Source organism: Nocardia sp. NPDC003726 (assembly GCF_053586955.1).
Genome location: NZ_JBSFNF010000016.1, coordinates 1 through 15,308, shown reverse-complemented (window position 1 = coordinate 15,308; position 15,308 = coordinate 1). Strand labels below are relative to the sequence as shown.

Genomic DNA, 15,308 nt, shown 5'->3' with positions numbered 1-15,308 from the left:
GAGAAAGGGGAAGCGATGTCCGAGGCGGTCATCGTGGGCGGTGGCATCGGTGGTCTGGCGACCGCGGTGGCTTTCCTGCGGCAGGGCTGGCGCGTCGAAGTGCTGGAGCGGGCCGCCGAGATCGCCGCGGTCGGCGCGGGATTGTCCCTGTGGCCCAACGCTCTTCGCGCTCTCGACGCGCTCGGCCTCGGCGACCGGGTGCGCGCTCGGGCCGTCGAGGAGGGCGCTGCGGCCATTCGCGACCGCGCGGGACGCCGGCTGGCCGGGATCGACGCCGAGAAGCTCCGCGCCACCTACGGCAGCCCGATCATGCTGCACCGCGCCGACCTGGTGGACATCCTGCGGTCCGCCATCCCGGCGGAGGCAGTGCGCACCGGTGTGACCGTGACCGAAGCGCAGGCCGGCGGCACGGTGGTGCACTCGGCCGGGACATCCAGCGGGGACGTGGTCGTCGGCGCCGACGGCATTCGGAGCGCGGTGCGTCGCGCCGTGTGCGGTGAGATACGGCCCCGCTACGGCGGTTACACCGCCTGGCGTGTGGTCGTCACGCCCCATGATCCGGTCACCGATATGGGTGAAAGTTGGGGCCGCGGTGAGCGTTTCGGCTACGCGCCGCTCGCGGACGGACGGGTCTACTGCTACGCCACCGCGAACGTGCCCGCGGGTGCGGCGGGCGGGGCTGCCGAACTGCGCGCGCGGTTCGGGGGATGGCACGAGCCGATCCCCGCCCTGCTCGCCGCGGCCGAGGACACCGAGGTGCTGCGGCACGACCTCTACGATCTGCCCGCGCTGAAAACCTTCGTGACCGGCCGGATCGCGCTGGTCGGCGACGCGGCGCACGCGATGATGCCCAACCTCGGGCAGGGCGCCTGCCAGGCGCTGGAGGACGCCGTCGTGCTGGCCGAGGTGGCGACCAGCGGTGGCGGTGACCTGAGCGCATACGACCGCGAACGCAGGCCGCGCACCCGGATGATCGCGTCCCGCTCGCGCCGGATCGGCACGGTGGCGCAGCTGTCGTTCCCGCCCTTGGTCGCGGTACGGGACGCGGTGCTGCGGGCGACCCCCGACTCGGTGCAACTCAGGTCGTTCGCGCCGGTCCTGGATTGGCGCTGCTAGCTCGCTACGGTGCGAAGTCGCGTACCGCGCGCTCGCAGCGGGCGGCCTGGGCGCGGAGCGCGTCGAGGAGTTCCGGTGGGCCGGCGAGCACGGTGAAGTCGAGATCGACCGAGGTGATCATCCAGACCAGTTGTTCGGGCGTCTCGCTGCCGACGTGCAGGCGGCAGCTGTGCTCGTCGACGGCTTCCACGACGCCCGCACCGGGCCAGACGCGTCCGGCGGCGTCGTCGGCCGATCGGTGCAGCAGCACCGTCGCCTGATACGGCCACGAGTGGGCCGACAGCCGCATCGAAAGATATGCCAGGACATCGCCTTCCGGCGGCTCCCGGGGCGTGAAGCGCGGCCCGGTCGGAATCCGCGGGGTCATCCGGTCCACCCGGAACGTGCGCCAGTCGGCGCGGTCGACATCCCAGGCGACCAGGTACCAATGCCTGCTGAAGTGCACGAGGGTGTGCGGCTCGACGGTGCGCGGGCCGAGGGCGCCGCTGTGGACGCGATAGTCGAACCGGAGCCGTTCGTGGCGCTGGCACGTTTCGGCGATGGCCATGAGCGTGTCCGGCTGGATCTCCGAGGCGGGCCCGTCGACTCGCAGGGTCGCGCCGCGCAGGGTGCGGACCCGGTGCCGCAGGCGCGGCGGCAGCACCTGCTCCAATTTGGTGAGCGCGCGCAGCGACGCCTCCTCCAACCCGGTCACGGTGCCGCCACGAAGCCCGACCGCCACCGCCACCGCTTCGTCGTCGTCGAGCAACAGCGGCGGCAGCGCTGCTCCCGCGCCGAGTCGGTACCCCGCGGCGCCGCGGACGGCATGGATCGGATAACCGAGTTCACGCAGCCGATCGATGTCCCGGCGCACCGTGCGCCCGGTGACGCCGAGCCGTTCGGCGAGTTCGGCACCCGTCCGGTCCGGACGGGTTTGCAGCAGAGTCAGCAGTTGAAGCAGGCGGGCCGACGTTTCCAGCATGTCCGCCAGCATGCCCGGAAGTTAGGAACGATCCCGTCCTAAGCGCTTCCTACGGTGGCCGCTATGACAACCGAACACGACATTCGTCCTTTCCGCATCGACATCCCGCAGGAGCGGATCGATGATCTGCACAGGCGCCTCGCCGATACCATGTGGCCGAGCGACCTGCCCGGCGCCGGATGGAGCAAGGGCATGCGCGTGTCCTACTTGCGACCGCTGGCCGAATACTGGCGTAGCGAATTCGACTGGCACGCCGTGGAAGCGGAGCTGAACGAGCTGCCGCAGTTCGTCACCGGCATCGCTGGACAACAGGTGCATTTCCTGCACGTCCGCTCGCCGGAACCGGATGCGCTGCCGCTGGTGCTCGGTCACGGCTGGCCCGCGTCGTTCACCGAGTTCTCGAAGGTGCTCGGACCGCTGAGCGATCCCCGCGCGCACGGCGGCGATCCGGCCGACGCGTTCCACCTGGTTGTTCCCTCGCTGCCGGGTTTCGCGTTCTCCGGGGTCTCGCCCGAGCCTGGCGCGGGCTCGACCGAGCGGTTCGCGGAGGTGGTCGCGGCACTCATGGCGCGTCTGGGCTACGACCGATACGGCGTCCAGGGCGGCGACGCGGGGTATTTCGTCGCCGCTCACCTCGGCCATATCGACCGCGAGCACTTGGTGGGCCTGCACGTGAACGGCCCGATCACGATTCCATCCTGGGACGGCGACGCCGAAAACTCCGGCGCCACGGACGAAGACCTGGCTCAGGCGGAATGGTCCGCGGCGGATCAGGCGAAGCTGGACACGATGACCGGTCCGGACAGCTATGCCCGCTACGACTACGCAACCGTGCAGGCGAACCGCCCGCAGACGCTGGCGATCGGCATCCAGGACTCACCCGCCGGGCTGCTGGCTTGGATCGCCGACCTGTTCCGGCAGTACACCAACCCGGCGATCGAGTTGCCCGACGACGCGGTGGGCCGGGACGCGCTGCTGACCAACGTCAGCCTGTACTGGTTCACCGGAACCTTCGCCTCCTCGCTGCGGCTCTACAGCGAATCCGCGGTATGGGGCGCGCCGATGCGGAAGTCCGATGTGCCGACCGCGGCGGCGATCTTCCCCGGCGACATGTCCGTCCGCAAACTCGCCGAAGACGCGCACGACATCGTCCGGTGGACCGAGTTCGACCGCGGTGGGCATTTCGCGGCGATGGAGGCGCCGGACCTGCTGATCGCGGACGTGCGCGAGTTCTTCCGCACACTGCGCTGACGGGCGCCCCGCCTCCTACGGTGATCTACTTCCGGGAGTAGCGCGCGTGCATGGCGGCGGCGGTCGCCGCGAGCCGCGCGCGCAGCTCGGGTGGTTCCAGCACCTCGACGTGCTCGCCGAGCGGCAGCAGGCCGTGGGCGAGCACGTCGTAGGACTCCGACGGAACGACCACCTCGACCCACCCCTCGGCATCGGGCGGTCCGGCCGAGGCCAGTGCCTCGGCGACCGCCGCCGGATCGTTCGTCAGCCGCAGCAATCGCAGGTGGGTGGCGGCGATCCGGCAGCGCGCCCGCACCCGCAGCATCGAGCGCGCGAAGTCGTCGGCGGCTTCGGACCAATGCGCTCTTAGATCGAATCCCACTGGGCGGGTGAAGGTTTCGCCGGTCGGTTCGGCGGCGACGATCCGGCCGACCCGGTAGGAGCGCGGTGTGCTCCCGCTGCGCGCGACCAGGTACCAGGTGCCCGCCTTGAGCACCAGACCGAGTGGGTCGAGTACGCGCTCGACCACCTTGTCGGTGCGGCGGTAGCGCACCAGTAGCCTGCGGTCGTGCCAGAGCGCGTCGGCGATGGTCGCGAGCATCGGCGTCTCGTCCGGCTGGTGGAACCAGCCCGGTACGTCGACGAGCACCCGCTCGGCGATGCGCGTCGCCCGCCCGCGCAGTTCCGGCGGCAGCGCGGCGAGCACCTTCAACTGCGCGGTGGCCAGCACGGTGCCCAGCCCGAGATCGGCGGCGGCGCCGGGCAGACCGGTCAGCAGCACCGCGTCGGCCTCGTCGGTGGTGAGGCCGGTCAGGCGGGTGCGGAAGCCGTCCACCAAGCGCACACCGCCGGCCCGGCCCGGCTCGGTGTAGACCGGGACACCAGCCGCCGAGAGGGCCTCGACATCGCGATAGACGGTGCGCACCGACACCTCCAGTTCCCTGGCCAGTTCGGGCGCGGTGAGCCCGCCCCTGGTCTGCAACAGCAACAGCAGTTGCACCAATCGACTCGCCCGCACGCAGGCGACACTAGCCGGAAACGTGGACAGAAGATGTCAGGTTCGGGCCGTACCGTCCTCGCCATGACCACTTGGAGCCGATTCACCGACGAAGCGCCGCACATCGCCGAGATCTTCGTGCGCAGGCACCGCGCGGCGGGCAATCTCTGCATGCTCGGCACCATCCGTTCCGACGGATCGCCGCGGATCAGTCCGATCGAGCCGCGCGTCTTCGAGGGGTCGCTGGTGATCGCGGGGATGCCGGGCACGACCAAGTTCCGCGATCTGGCCCGCGATCCGCGTTTCTGCCTGCACACCGCCACGGTGGACACGAACGTGTCCGACGGCGACGCCAAACTCTTCGGCGCCGTCGTCGACCTTCCCGACCGTGACGTGCACGTCCGCTTCGCCCAGCACCTGTTCGACGAGACCGGCTTCGACATCAGGGGCCGGGAGTTCGACCACTTCTACGTCGCCGATCTGACCGGAGCGTCCACGGTGGAGGTCGCGGGCGACCACCTCGACATCACCATCTGGAAGCCGGGCGAGGGCGAGCGCGTGGTCCGCAAGCACTGACCCGGCCCCTCCGGCGGCACGGCGACGATCTCCTCGCTGCCGTGTCGTCACTCGCCGCGGCACGGCTTCCGTTCGCCGAGTCCGGCGCGGCGCCGGGTCAGGAAATCCCGTTCGGCGGCGTTCTCGGTGCGCGCGATGGCGGCGTCGTAGGCTGCGACGGCTTCCTCGGTGCGCCCCAACCGGGCCAGCAGGTCGGCGCGAATGGCGTGGAACAAGTGGTAGCCAGCCAGCGGCAGGGCGTCCACCAGCGCCAACGCCGTCGCCGGGCCGTGCACTTCGGCGACCGCCACCGCGCGGTTGAGTGCGACGACCGGACTCGGCGTCAGCGCGGCGAGTTGGTCGTAGAGCCGCAGGATCTGGGTCCAGTCGGTGGCCGCTGCGGTGGGCGCGTCGGCGTGCACCGCGTTGATCGCCGCCTGCACCTGATACGGCCCCGGCCGGTCGCGGCGCAGGCACTGCCGGACGAGCGCGTGCCCTTCGGCGATGAGGCCGCGGTCCCACCGGCCGCGATCCTGTTCCGCGAGCGGGACGAAAGAGCCGTCGGCACCCGTGCGGGCGGCCCGGCGCGACTCGCTCAGCAACATGAGCGCGAGCAAGCCGGTCACCTCGGGTTCGTCCGGCATCAGTTCCGCCAGTAAGCGACCGAGCCGGATCGCCTCGGCACACAAGCCGGCCCGGATCAGCCGCGCGCCGGACGAGGCCGTGTGCCCCTCGGTGAAGATCAGGTACACCACGGCCAGCACCGCGCGCAGCCGGGCGGGCAGCTCGGCGTCGGCGGGCACCCGGTAGGGAATGCGGCCGTCGCGGATCTTGCCTTTGGCGCGCGTCAAGCGCTGCGCCATGGTCTTTTCCGGGACCAAGAAGACGCGGGCGATTTCGGCGGTGCCGAGCCCGCCGAGCAATCGGAGGGTCAGTGCCACCTGCGCCTGCTGTGCGAGCGCCGGGTGGCAGCAGGTGAAGATCAACCGGAGACGGTCGTCGCGCACGGCGCTCACGGGCTGCTCCGGTTCGTCCTGGGCGTGCAGGAGCGCCGCTTGCGCGTGCCGGTCCGCGCGAGAGGCCTCACGGCGCAGGCGGTCGATCGCCCGGTTGCGCGCGGTGGTGATGATCCAGCCGGGCGGGCTCGGCGGCAGACCGTCGGCGGGCCAGCGCTGGACGGCGGCGGTGAACGCGTCCTGCACCGCGTCCTCAACGACGCCGATGTCGCCGAAGACGCGGACCAGGCTCGCGACCGCACGGCCGTAGTGCTCGGCGAACACCGCTTCGATCGCGCGTCCGGTCACCGGCTCGCTCATCTACGCGTCTTGGATCGGACGGACCTCGATCGGCAGGGTGACCACCGCGGCGAGCCTGCGGCCCCACTCCAGCGCCTCGTCCAGGTCGGCGGCGCGGATGACGGTGAACCCGCCGATGTGCTCCTTGCCCTCGACGTACGGGCCGTCGGTGATCAGCAGGTCGTCGCCTTCGGCGCGCAGCACGGTGGCGGTGCTCGGCGCGTGCAGGCCCGCGGCGAACACCCAGGCTCCGGCCGCGCGCATCTCGTCGTTCAGCGCCGCGAGATCCCGCATGATCTCGTCGAGGTCGTCCGGTACGCCTTCGTCGGGCTGGTAGATGCTGAGCAGGTAGTGCTTCACCGCGTCGTCCTTTCTCCATCGCGCCGGTAGGTGGTGATGACCACACCGGTACCGGTCACCACGGTCTCGACCGACCGCAGGCCGACCGGCTCCACCCCGTCGAACAGGCGGCGGCCGGTGCCGAGCACCAGTGGGTGGATCAGCAAGAGGTACTCGTCGATCAGATCGTGGCGCAGCAGCGAGCGCACCAGCTCGCCGCTGCCGAGCACCACCAGGTTCCGGTCCGGCTGTCGTCGCCGCAATTCCGGCACCGCCGTCGCCGCGTCGCCGCCGAGCCAGGTCGAGTTCTGCCAGGCCAGCGGCCCGCTGCCGGTACGGGATGCGACGATCTTCTCGGTCTTGTCCAGCGCTTCGGCCATCGGATCGCCGGTCTGCCGCGGCCAGTATCCCGCGAAATCCTCATAGGTGCGCCTGCCGAGCAGCAGCGCGCCCCGATTGGCCGCCATGTGCCTGCCCATGACCTGCGCCTGCTCCGGGTCGGCGTGCCGGTGCGCCCAGCCGCCGTGGGGGAATCCGTCCCTGGTGTCCTCGTCCGCCCGGCCCGGCGCCTGCATGACGCCGTCCAAGGTCAGGTGCTCCACCGCGATGATCCTGCTCATCTCCGCTCCTTCCGCGACCGGCGCGGCGCCGGTCTCACCACCTACACGAACGGGCCGGCGGTGAATCGACAGCGGCACGGGAAATTCCTCCGGTGATTTCCGGGGTGGTCAGGAGCGGATAGGCGCGGGCAGAAGACGTTGGACGTCGGAATAGCCGATGATGCCCGGCGCGACGGGCGCGTCGTTCCGCACGGCCCGGGCGACGTCCACGGCGGCCGACAGCGCCGCACGGTAGAGCAGCGACCCGGTGCTGATCCGGCGCACACCCAGGTCGGCCAGTGCCGCGACGCCGGGGCCGCCGGCCGAGTAGAGGACGTTGACCGGCAACTCGGTGGCCGCCACGACCCGCTCGATGCGCGCCGGGTCCGTCAGGCCGGGCACGAAGACGCCGTCGGCCCCGGCCGCGGCGTACCGTCGCACGCGCTCGTGCGTGGAGCCGTGCTCGAGACCGAGCCAGTAAGTGTCGACGCGGGCGTTGACGAACAGCTCCGGGGTGCGGTCCTTGATCGCGCCGATCAGCGCGGCTTGGCGCTGCGGGTCGGCCAGCGCGGAACCGGCACGGCTGTCCTCGAGATTGACGCCCGCGATCCCGCAGGCGGCGAGTTGCGCGGCGAGATCGGCGACCGCCTCGGACCGCTCGTCGAACCCGCCCTCGATGTCGACGGTGACCGGGATGGGCAGCCGCGCCAGGCGACGGGCCGCGGCGAACGTCTCCGCCTTCGTGGCTCCCGCCCCGTCGGCGAGCCCGGCAGCGGCGGCCACGCCCAGGCTGGTGGTGCCGATCGCCGGGAAACCCTCGTTGGCGAGCAGTGCCGCCGAGGCGAAATCCCAGGCGTTCGGCAGCACGAGGGGAAGGTCGCGGTGATGCAGGTCGCGGAAGATCCGGCATTTGGCCGGCGACGAAGACGAAGTCATGGCCGCGACCGTAGCCACGGGACGTTTCGGCGCCCGCCGAAACGTCGGCGGACCATGATGAGGTCATGTCCGACCGAGGAGCCGAACTGGCGGCTCTGGCCGCTTTGCTCGCCGACCGCACCCGCGCCGGGATCTGCCTGGCGCTGGTGGACGGACGCGCCTGGACCGCGGGCGAGCTCGCGCGCCACACCGGTGTCGCGCCGTCCACCGCGACCGAGCACCTGGACCGACTGCGCGACGGCGGGCTGGTGGTCGAGCACCGGCAGGGCAGGCACCGCTATGTGCGGCTGGCCGGGCCGCAGGTCGCGGACCTGCTCGAGGCCATGGTCGCCCACCTCGGCCCGCAGGTTGCCCCGGTCACCGGGCTGCGCACCGCGACCGTCGCCGCCGCGCTGGCCCGTGGCCGCACCTGCTACGACCATCTCGCGGGCCGGTTGGGTGTGGCGGTCACCGATGCCATGACCGCGCGCGGCCTGTTGCGCGCCGAGGACGGCTTCGCGCTGACCGAGTCCGGTTCTGCCTGGCTCACCGAATCGATGGGCATCGACCCGGTGGCGCTGCGGGCCACACGGCGGGCGATCGTCCGGCCGTGTCTGGACTGGACCGAACGCCGTGTCCATCTGGGCGGCGCGGCGGGCGCGCAGCTCTGCCGCCGCATGATCGAGCTGGCGTGGCTGGAGCGCGTCGGCAGCGGACGCGCCGTCCGGGTGACGGCTTCGGGGGAGGCCGGGCTGTCCGACGCTCTCGGCATCGACGCCGACCTGCTGCGCTGACCTGCGGCGGGCCCTCGCCGCGCAGCATGCGCGACCGATACAGCGAGTCCGCCGTTTCGGGTGACGACGCGGCGGGTATCTGCTGGTCGTGACCGCGCCCGGCGACCAGGCTGTGAATGAGCTTGCATAGTCATGCATAATCATCACATGGTTGATTCCTCGGGCGGGCCCGTCGTGCGGGTCGCGGTAGCCGGTGCCAGCGGGTACGCGGGCGGCGAAGTGTTGCGTCTGCTGCTGGGGCATCCGGCCTACCGAACCGGGCGCCTCGTCATCGGGGCGCTGACCGCGGGCTCCAACGCGGGCACCACGCTGGGGGAGTTGCAGCCGCATCTGCTGCCGCTGGCCGATCGGGTGCTCGCGCCGACCACGGCCGCCGAACTGGCCGGGCACGACGTGGTCTTCCTCGGGCTGCCCCACGGTCAGTCCGCGGCCATCGCCGCCGAGTTGCCCGAGTCCACCGTGATCATCGACTGCGGCGCCGACTTCCGGCTCACCGACCCTCAGGCCTGGGAGAAATACTACGGCAGCCCGCACGCGGGCAGCTGGCCCTATGGTTTGCCGGAGCTGCCCGGCGGCCGGGAGAAGCTGCGCGCGGCGACGCGGATCGCGGTTCCGGGCTGCTATCCCACCGTCGCCAGCCTCGCACTGGCTCCCGCCGTGGCCGCGGGCATCGTGGAGCCCACCGTGCACGTGGTCGCGGTGAGCGGCACCTCGGGTGCTGGCCGCAAGCCGGACATCGGTCTGCTGGGCTCGGAGGTGATGGGTTCGGCGCGGGCCTACGGCATCGCGGGCGCGCACCGGCACACGCCGGAGATCGCGCAGAACCTCACGGCGGCAGGCGGCACGGACGTCACGGTGTCGTTCACGCCGGTCCTCGCGCCCATGCCGCGCGGCATCCTCGCCACCTGCACCGCCCCCACCAGCGTCGACGCGGCCCAGGCGCGCGCGGTCTACGAAAAGGCCTACGCCGACGAGCCTTTCGTGCATCTGCTGCCGGAAGGCGCGCTGCCGCAGACCGGTACGGTGCTCGGCTCCAACGCGGTCACCCTGCAGGTGGCCGTCGACGCCGACGCGGGCCTGCTCGTGGTGATCGGCGCGATCGACAACTTGACCAAGGGCACCGCGGGCGCCGCGGTGCAATCGATGAACCTGGCCCTCGGTCTAGAGGAGACCGCAGGACTTTCCACCGTAGGAGTGGCACCGTGACATCGACCGACATCGCCAGCGGCAAGCTGGTCCGCACCCAGGGCGTGACCGCGCCGCTCGGGTTCCGCGCGGCCGGCATCGCCGCGGGCATCAAGGCCAGCGGCAAGCCCGACCTGGCGCTGGTGTTCAACGAGGGGCCGGAATACCCGGCCGCGGGCGTGTTCACCCGGAACAAGGTGAAGGCGGCTCCGGTGCTGTGGTCGCAGCAGGTGCTGACCGGCAAGCGGCTGCGCGCGGTGATCCTCAACTCCGGCGGCGCCAACGCCTGCACCGGTCCGGGCGGATTCCAGGACACGCACAAGACCGCCGAAGAACTCGCCGCCGCGCTGAGCAATTGGGGCACCGAGACGGGGGCGGGGGAGATCGCGGTCTGCTCCACCGGCCTGATCGGCGACCGGCTTCCGATGGACAAGCTGATCCCCGCCGTCACCGAGATCGTGCACGAGATGGGCGGCGGCCTGTCCGGCGGCTCGGACGCCGCGTGGGCCATCATGACCACCGACACCGTGCCCAAGGAGGCGGCGTTCCACCACCGCGACAAGTGGAACGTCGGCGGCATGGCGAAGGGCGCGGGCATGCTGGCCCCGTCGCTGGCGACCATGCTGGTGGTGCTCACCACCGACGCGGCGGTGACCGCCGATCAGCTCGACCACGCGCTGCGCAACGCCACCGCGCGCACCTTCGACCGGCTCGACGTGGACGGCTCTTGCTCCACCAACGACACCGTGCTGCTGCTGGCCAACGGCGCCAGCGAGGTCAGCCCGAGCCAGGAGGAACTGGACGCCGCCGTGCTCGCGGTCTGCGACGATCTGGCCGCGCAGCTGATGGCCGACGCCGAGGGCGTCACCAAGCGGGTGCTGGTCACCGTCGCCGGCGCGGCCACCGAGGACGAGGCCGTCGCCGCGGCGCGCACCGTCGCCCGCGACAGCCTGGTCAAGACGGCGCTGTTCGGCTCCGATCCGAACTGGGGCCGGGTGCTCGCGGCGGTCGGCATGGCGCCGGTGACGCTGGACCCGAACCGGATCTCGGTGTCGTTCAACGGCAAACCGGTGTGCATCGATGGCGTCGGCGCGCCCGGCGCGCGCGAGGTCGATCTGTCCGGCGCCGACATCGAGGTGCTGATCGACCTGAACGTCGGCTCCGCGCGAGCGACCATCCGCACCACCGACCTCTCGCACGGTTACGTCGAAGAGAACTCGGCCTACAGCTCATGACCAGCGAGGTGCTGCACGCGCTTTCGGCGCTGGACAAGGCGCACGTCCTGGCCGGCGCCCTGCCGTGGTTGCAGAAGTTCCGGGACAAGATCGTCGTCGTGAAGTACGGCGGTAACGCCATGATCGATGACGACCTCAAGCAGGCCTTCGCCGCCGACATGGCGTTCCTGCGCACGGTCGGCGTGCACCCGGTGGTGGTGCACGGCGGCGGCCCGCAGATCAGCGCGATGCTGAAGAAGCTGGGCCTGCAAGGGGAATTCCGCGGCGGCTTCCGGGTGACCACGCCCGAGGTGATGGACGTGGTGCGGATGGTGCTGTTCGGCCAGGTCGGCCGCGAGCTCGTCGGCCTGATCAACTCGCACGGCCCGTACGCGGTCGGCATCTCCGGCGAGGACGCCGGGCTGTTCACCGCCACCCGCCGCACCGTGGAGGTGGACGGCGAACCCACCGACATCGGCTTGGTCGGCGACGTCACCGAGGTGAATCCGGACGCCGTGCTGGACCTGATCGGCGCGGGCCGCATCCCCGTGGTGTCGACCATCGCGCCCGACGCCGAGGGCGTGGTGCACAACATCAACGCCGACACCGCAGCCGCCGCGCTCGCCGAGGGCATCGGCGCCGAGAAACTGGTGATGCTCACCGACGTCGAGGGCCTGTACACGAACTGGCCGGACCGGTCGTCGCTCACCTCGAGCATCGATACGACGGCACTGGCCGAGTTGCTCCCGCGTCTCGATGCGGGCATGGTGCCCAAGATGGAAGCCTGCTTGCGCGCCGTGACGGCCGGGGTGCCCACCGCGCATGTCATCGACGGCCGGGTCCCGCACGCCGTCCTGCTGGAACTGTTCACCGGAGAAGGAATCGGAACGATGGTGACGGCCGCCCCGGTCGTCTCGAACGGGTCCGGCGCATCGAACGGAACGAAACAATGAGCACAGCTGAACTGCAGCAGCGGTGGTCCGCCGCGCTGATGAACAACTACGGAACGCCGAAGGTCGCGCTGGTCCGCGGCGCGGGGGCCGTGGTCTACGACGCGGACGGCAAGCGCTACGTCGATTTCCTCGGCGGCATCGCGGTCAACAGCCTCGGCCACGCCCATCCGGCGATCCTGGAGGCGGTCACCCAGCAGCTCGGCACGCTCGGGCACGTGTCGAATCTGTATGCCAGCGAGCCGGTCATCGAGCTGGCCGAGCGGTTGCTCGCGCATTTCGGCGACGGCGAGGGCCGAGCGTTCTTCTGCAACTCAGGCACCGAGGCCGTCGAGGCGGCGTTCAAGATCGCCCGCCTCACCGGGCGGCCCAAGATCGTCGCCTGCGAGGAGGCGTTCCACGGCCGCACCATGGGCGCGCTCGCCCTCACCGGGCAGCCGTCCAAGCGGACCCCGTTCGAGCCGATGCCGCCCGGCGTCGTGCACGTGCCCTACGGTGACGCCGCGGCGCTGGATGCCGCGGTGGACGAGGACACCGCGGCGGTCTTCCTCGAACCGATGATGGGCGAGAGCGGTGTGGTGGTGCCGCCGTTCGACTACCTGGCCAAGGCGCGGGAGATCACCGCGCGCAAGGGTGCGCTGCTGGTGCTGGACGAAGTGCAGACCGGCATCGGCCGCACCGGGAAGTTCTACGCCCACCAGGCCGTCGGCATCGTGCCGGACGTGATCACCCTGGCCAAGGGTCTCGGCGGCGGGTTGCCGATCGGCGCGGTGCTCGCCACCGGCCGGGCGGCCGATCTGCTCACCCCCGGCATGCACGGCACCACCTTCGGCGGCAATCCGGTGTGCGCCGCGGCGGCGCTCGCGGTGCTGCGCACTATCGACGAGACCGATCTGCTCTCGCACGTCGAGTCGGTCGGCAAGCGGCTCAGCGACGGTATCGAACTGCTCGAGCACCCGCTGATCGATCGGGTGCGCGGTGCGGGCCTGCTGCTGGGCATCGTGCTCACCGACGACGTGTCCGCCCAGGTCGAGACGCGGGCGCGGGAGGCGGGCTATCTGGTCAACCCGGCCAAGCCCGACGTGATCCGGCTGGCGCCGCCGCTGGTGCTCACCGAGACCCAAGCCGACAATTTCGTCGCCGATCTGCCCGGCATCCTCGACGCGGCGCTCGCGGACGCGAAAGGGGCTGCGGCACAATGACTTCGGTACGGCATTTCCTGCGTGACGACGACGTCAGCCCGGCCGAGCAGGCCGAGATCCTCGCCCTCGCGGCCGAATTGAAGAAGTCGCCGTTCGCGCGGCGCCCGCTGGAGGGCCCGCGCGGCGTCGGCGTGATCTTCGAGAAGAACTCCACCCGCACCCGGTTCTCCTTCGAGATGGGCATCGCCCAGCTCGGCGGGCACGCGGTGGTCGTAGACGGTCGCGACACCCAATTGGGCCGGGAGGAGACCCTCGGCGACACCGGGCGGGTGCTGTCGCGGTACGTGGACGCGATCGTGTGGCGCACCTTCGAGCAGTCCCGGCTCGACGAGATGGCCGCCACCGCGACGGTGCCGGTGGTCAACGCGCTGTCCGACGAGTTCCACCCCTGCCAGGTGCTGGCCGACCTGCAAACCCTCGCCGAGCACAAGGGCGAGCTGACCGGCCGCGAACTGGCCTACTTCGGCGACGGCGCCAACAACATGGCGCACTCGCTGCTGCTCGGCGGCGTCACGGCGGGTCTGAACGTGACCATCGCCGCGCCCGCCGGTTTCGAGCCGCAGCCGTGGGTGGTGGAGGCCGCGCGCAAACGCGCCGCCGAGACCGGCGCCACCGTCACGGTGACCGGCGACCCGGTCGCCGCCGCGTGGGGCGCCGACGCGCTGGTCACCGACACCTGGACGTCCATGGGGCAGGAGAACGACGGTCTGGACCGGGTGGGCCCGTTCCGCCCGTTCCAGCTCAACGCCGAACTGCTCGCCCACGCCAAGCCGGACGCGGTGGTGCTGCACTGCCTGCCCGCGCACCGCGGCGAAGAGGTCACCGACGAGGTGCTCGACGGGCCGCACAGCGTGGTGTGGGACGAGGCGGAGAACCGCCTGCACGCGCAGAAGGCGTTGCTGGTCTGGCTGCTGGAGCGACGATTCGGGGGAGGGGCGTGACCGAGGTCAGAAGCGGCCCCGCCATCGCGCGCACCCGCGCCGGGCGGCAGTCGCGCATCGTCGAACTACTGTCCGCGCACGCCGTCCGCAGCCAGACCGAACTGGCGGCGCTCCTGGCGGCCGAGGGCATCGAGACCACGCAGGCGACGCTGTCGCGCGACCTGGACGAACTGGGCGCGGTGAAACTGCGCGCCGCCGACGGCGGCGCCGGCGTCTACGTGGTCCCCGAGGACGGCAGCCCCGTCCGCGGTGTCACCGGCGGCACCGACCGCCTGTCCAAACTGCTCGGCGACCTACTGGTCTCCACCGACGCCAGCGGCAACATCGCCGTGCTGCGCACCCCACCCGGCGCGGCCCACTACCTGGCCAGCGCCCTCGACCGCGCCGCCCTCCCGTACATCGTCGGCACCATCGCCGGCGACGACACCATCGCCGTCATCGCGCGAGAGCCGCTGACCGGAGCGGAAGTGGCCGCGAAGATCGAACAACTCGCCTGAGTGCGCAGTGCCCGTGATCGGGGGTGAGCTACGTCTCTGGACGGGGTACTGGTACCACGGTGAGCACGGCATCGGTCCCCTGGAAGTCATCCGGGTTCGTTGTGAACAGTGGCAGCCGGTTGGCGGCTGCCACCGCCGCGATCATCAGGTCGGCTTCCCGACGCCGTGGCTCGCGCCCCATGGCGATGACGCCCGCCGCAATCAGACCGTACTGACGCGCTGCGGCAGCATCGAACGGTAGAGGGTCGAACGTGGCCTCGACCCGTTGCAGACGCGCGATTCGACGTCCCCGCTCGACGGCATCATCCGTTTGATGAACACCGGCAGACAGCTCGGCAAGATGTGAATCGCAGCGATGAGTGGCGGTGTTCTCGCGCTGCCAGGTGACGCGAGTGGCGAGGACCGCGTAGTCCGGGTGGGTATGGGTCAGGCGTGGATCTGGTCGTGGTTGCCGACGAAGGTGAGGTAGCGGGGAATGATCTGCTCGGGGTTGGCCCACAGCAGGTCGTGTCCGACTC

The 15,308-nt window shown here is 71.1% G+C and carries 17 protein-coding genes; 10 read left to right on the top strand and 7 right to left on the bottom strand.

What is annotated here, in order from left to right:
• Positions 1 to 15: 15 nt before the first annotated feature.
• Entirely contained in the window at positions 16 to 1,116 is a 1,101-nt protein-coding gene (locus ACWDMM_RS20955; RefSeq protein ID WP_449938978.1) for an FAD-dependent monooxygenase, read from the top strand.
• A 4-nt stretch (positions 1,117 to 1,120) separates the two neighbouring features.
• Here ACWDMM_RS20955 and ACWDMM_RS20950 read toward each other — a convergent pair whose 3' ends face one another.
• A complete protein-coding gene (locus ACWDMM_RS20950; RefSeq protein ID WP_449939093.1) occupies positions 1,121 to 2,077 on the bottom strand; it encodes a helix-turn-helix transcriptional regulator in 957 nt (318 codons plus the stop codon).
• Positions 2,078 to 2,140: 63 nt separating this feature from the next.
• Between ACWDMM_RS20950 and ACWDMM_RS20945 the strand changes: the two genes are divergently transcribed.
• Entirely contained in the window at positions 2,141 to 3,328 is a 1,188-nt protein-coding gene (locus tag ACWDMM_RS20945) for an epoxide hydrolase family protein (protein WP_195082790.1), read from the top strand.
• Between the two features lie 25 nt (positions 3,329 to 3,353).
• Here the strand turns inward: ACWDMM_RS20945 and ACWDMM_RS20940 are convergent, their stop codons facing one another.
• Positions 3,354 to 4,325, bottom strand: coding sequence for a helix-turn-helix transcriptional regulator (locus tag ACWDMM_RS20940; protein ID WP_357209213.1), 972 nt, complete (start codon positions 4,323 to 4,325; stop codon positions 3,354 to 3,356).
• Positions 4,326 to 4,388: 63 nt separating this feature from the next.
• Between ACWDMM_RS20940 and ACWDMM_RS20935 the strand changes: the two genes are divergently transcribed.
• The gene (locus ACWDMM_RS20935) at positions 4,389 to 4,880 is read left to right on the top strand and encodes a pyridoxamine 5'-phosphate oxidase family protein (RefSeq protein ID WP_195082792.1); all 492 of its coding nucleotides are present in this window, start codon (positions 4,389 to 4,391) and stop codon (positions 4,878 to 4,880) included.
• A gap of 47 nt (positions 4,881 to 4,927) precedes the next feature.
• Here the strand turns inward: ACWDMM_RS20935 and ACWDMM_RS20930 are convergent, their stop codons facing one another.
• The 4 genes from ACWDMM_RS20930 to ACWDMM_RS20915 form a co-directional block, all read right to left on the bottom strand.
• Entirely contained in the window at positions 4,928 to 6,175 is a 1,248-nt protein-coding gene (locus ACWDMM_RS20930) for an RNA polymerase sigma factor (RefSeq protein ID WP_449938973.1), read from the bottom strand.
• Complete coding sequence (locus ACWDMM_RS20925; protein WP_195082794.1) at positions 6,176 to 6,514, bottom strand: YciI family protein; 339 nt, start codon at positions 6,512 to 6,514, stop codon at positions 6,176 to 6,178.
• The gene (locus ACWDMM_RS20920) at positions 6,511 to 7,113 is read right to left on the bottom strand and encodes a dihydrofolate reductase family protein (protein WP_195082795.1); all 603 of its coding nucleotides are present in this window, start codon (positions 7,111 to 7,113) and stop codon (positions 6,511 to 6,513) included. Before ACWDMM_RS20920 ends, ACWDMM_RS20925 begins: the two co-directional genes overlap by 4 nt.
• Before the next feature lie 108 nt (positions 7,114 to 7,221).
• Complete coding sequence (locus ACWDMM_RS20915; RefSeq protein ID WP_195082796.1) at positions 7,222 to 8,028, bottom strand: isocitrate lyase/PEP mutase family protein; 807 nt, start codon at positions 8,026 to 8,028, stop codon at positions 7,222 to 7,224.
• A 65-nt stretch (positions 8,029 to 8,093) separates the two neighbouring features.
• Between ACWDMM_RS20915 and ACWDMM_RS20910 the strand changes: the two genes are divergently transcribed.
• From ACWDMM_RS20910 to ACWDMM_RS20880, 7 genes are all read left to right on the top strand, one after another.
• Positions 8,094 to 8,801 (top strand): ArsR/SmtB family transcription factor, encoded by a 708-nt coding sequence (locus tag ACWDMM_RS20910; RefSeq protein ID WP_195082797.1) that lies wholly within the window; start codon positions 8,094 to 8,096, stop codon positions 8,799 to 8,801.
• Positions 8,802 to 8,948: 147 nt separating this feature from the next.
• Entirely contained in the window at positions 8,949 to 10,007 is a 1,059-nt protein-coding gene (gene argC / locus ACWDMM_RS20905) for an N-acetyl-gamma-glutamyl-phosphate reductase (protein ID WP_195082798.1), read from the top strand.
• Entirely contained in the window at positions 10,004 to 11,221 is a 1,218-nt protein-coding gene (argJ, locus tag ACWDMM_RS20900; protein WP_195082799.1) for a bifunctional glutamate N-acetyltransferase/amino-acid acetyltransferase ArgJ, read from the top strand. The genes argC and argJ overlap by 4 nt, the downstream gene beginning before the upstream one ends.
• A complete protein-coding gene (argB, locus tag ACWDMM_RS20895) occupies positions 11,218 to 12,153 on the top strand; it encodes an acetylglutamate kinase (RefSeq protein WP_195082800.1) in 936 nt (311 codons plus the stop codon). The genes argJ and argB overlap by 4 nt, the downstream gene beginning before the upstream one ends.
• Positions 12,150 to 13,352 carry an acetylornithine transaminase gene (locus tag ACWDMM_RS20890; RefSeq protein WP_195082801.1) on the top strand — a complete coding sequence of 401 codons (1,203 nt, stop codon included), beginning with the start codon at positions 12,150 to 12,152 and terminating at the stop codon, positions 13,350 to 13,352. The genes argB and ACWDMM_RS20890 overlap by 4 nt, the downstream gene beginning before the upstream one ends.
• On the top strand, positions 13,349 to 14,293 hold the full coding sequence (gene argF, locus ACWDMM_RS20885) for an ornithine carbamoyltransferase (protein WP_357209207.1): 945 nt from the start codon (positions 13,349 to 13,351) through the stop codon (positions 14,291 to 14,293). Before ACWDMM_RS20890 ends, argF begins: the two co-directional genes overlap by 4 nt.
• Positions 14,290 to 14,790 (top strand): arginine repressor, encoded by a 501-nt coding sequence (locus tag ACWDMM_RS20880; RefSeq protein WP_067808221.1) that lies wholly within the window; start codon positions 14,290 to 14,292, stop codon positions 14,788 to 14,790. The genes argF and ACWDMM_RS20880 overlap by 4 nt, the downstream gene beginning before the upstream one ends.
• Positions 14,791 to 14,818: 28 nt before the next feature.
• On the opposite strand, the gene ACWDMM_RS20875 is transcribed toward ACWDMM_RS20880, so the two are convergent.
• Positions 14,819 to 15,289 (bottom strand): PIN domain-containing protein, encoded by a 471-nt coding sequence (locus ACWDMM_RS20875; protein WP_449938963.1) that lies wholly within the window; start codon positions 15,287 to 15,289, stop codon positions 14,819 to 14,821.
• Positions 15,290 to 15,308: the final 19 nt, after the last annotated feature.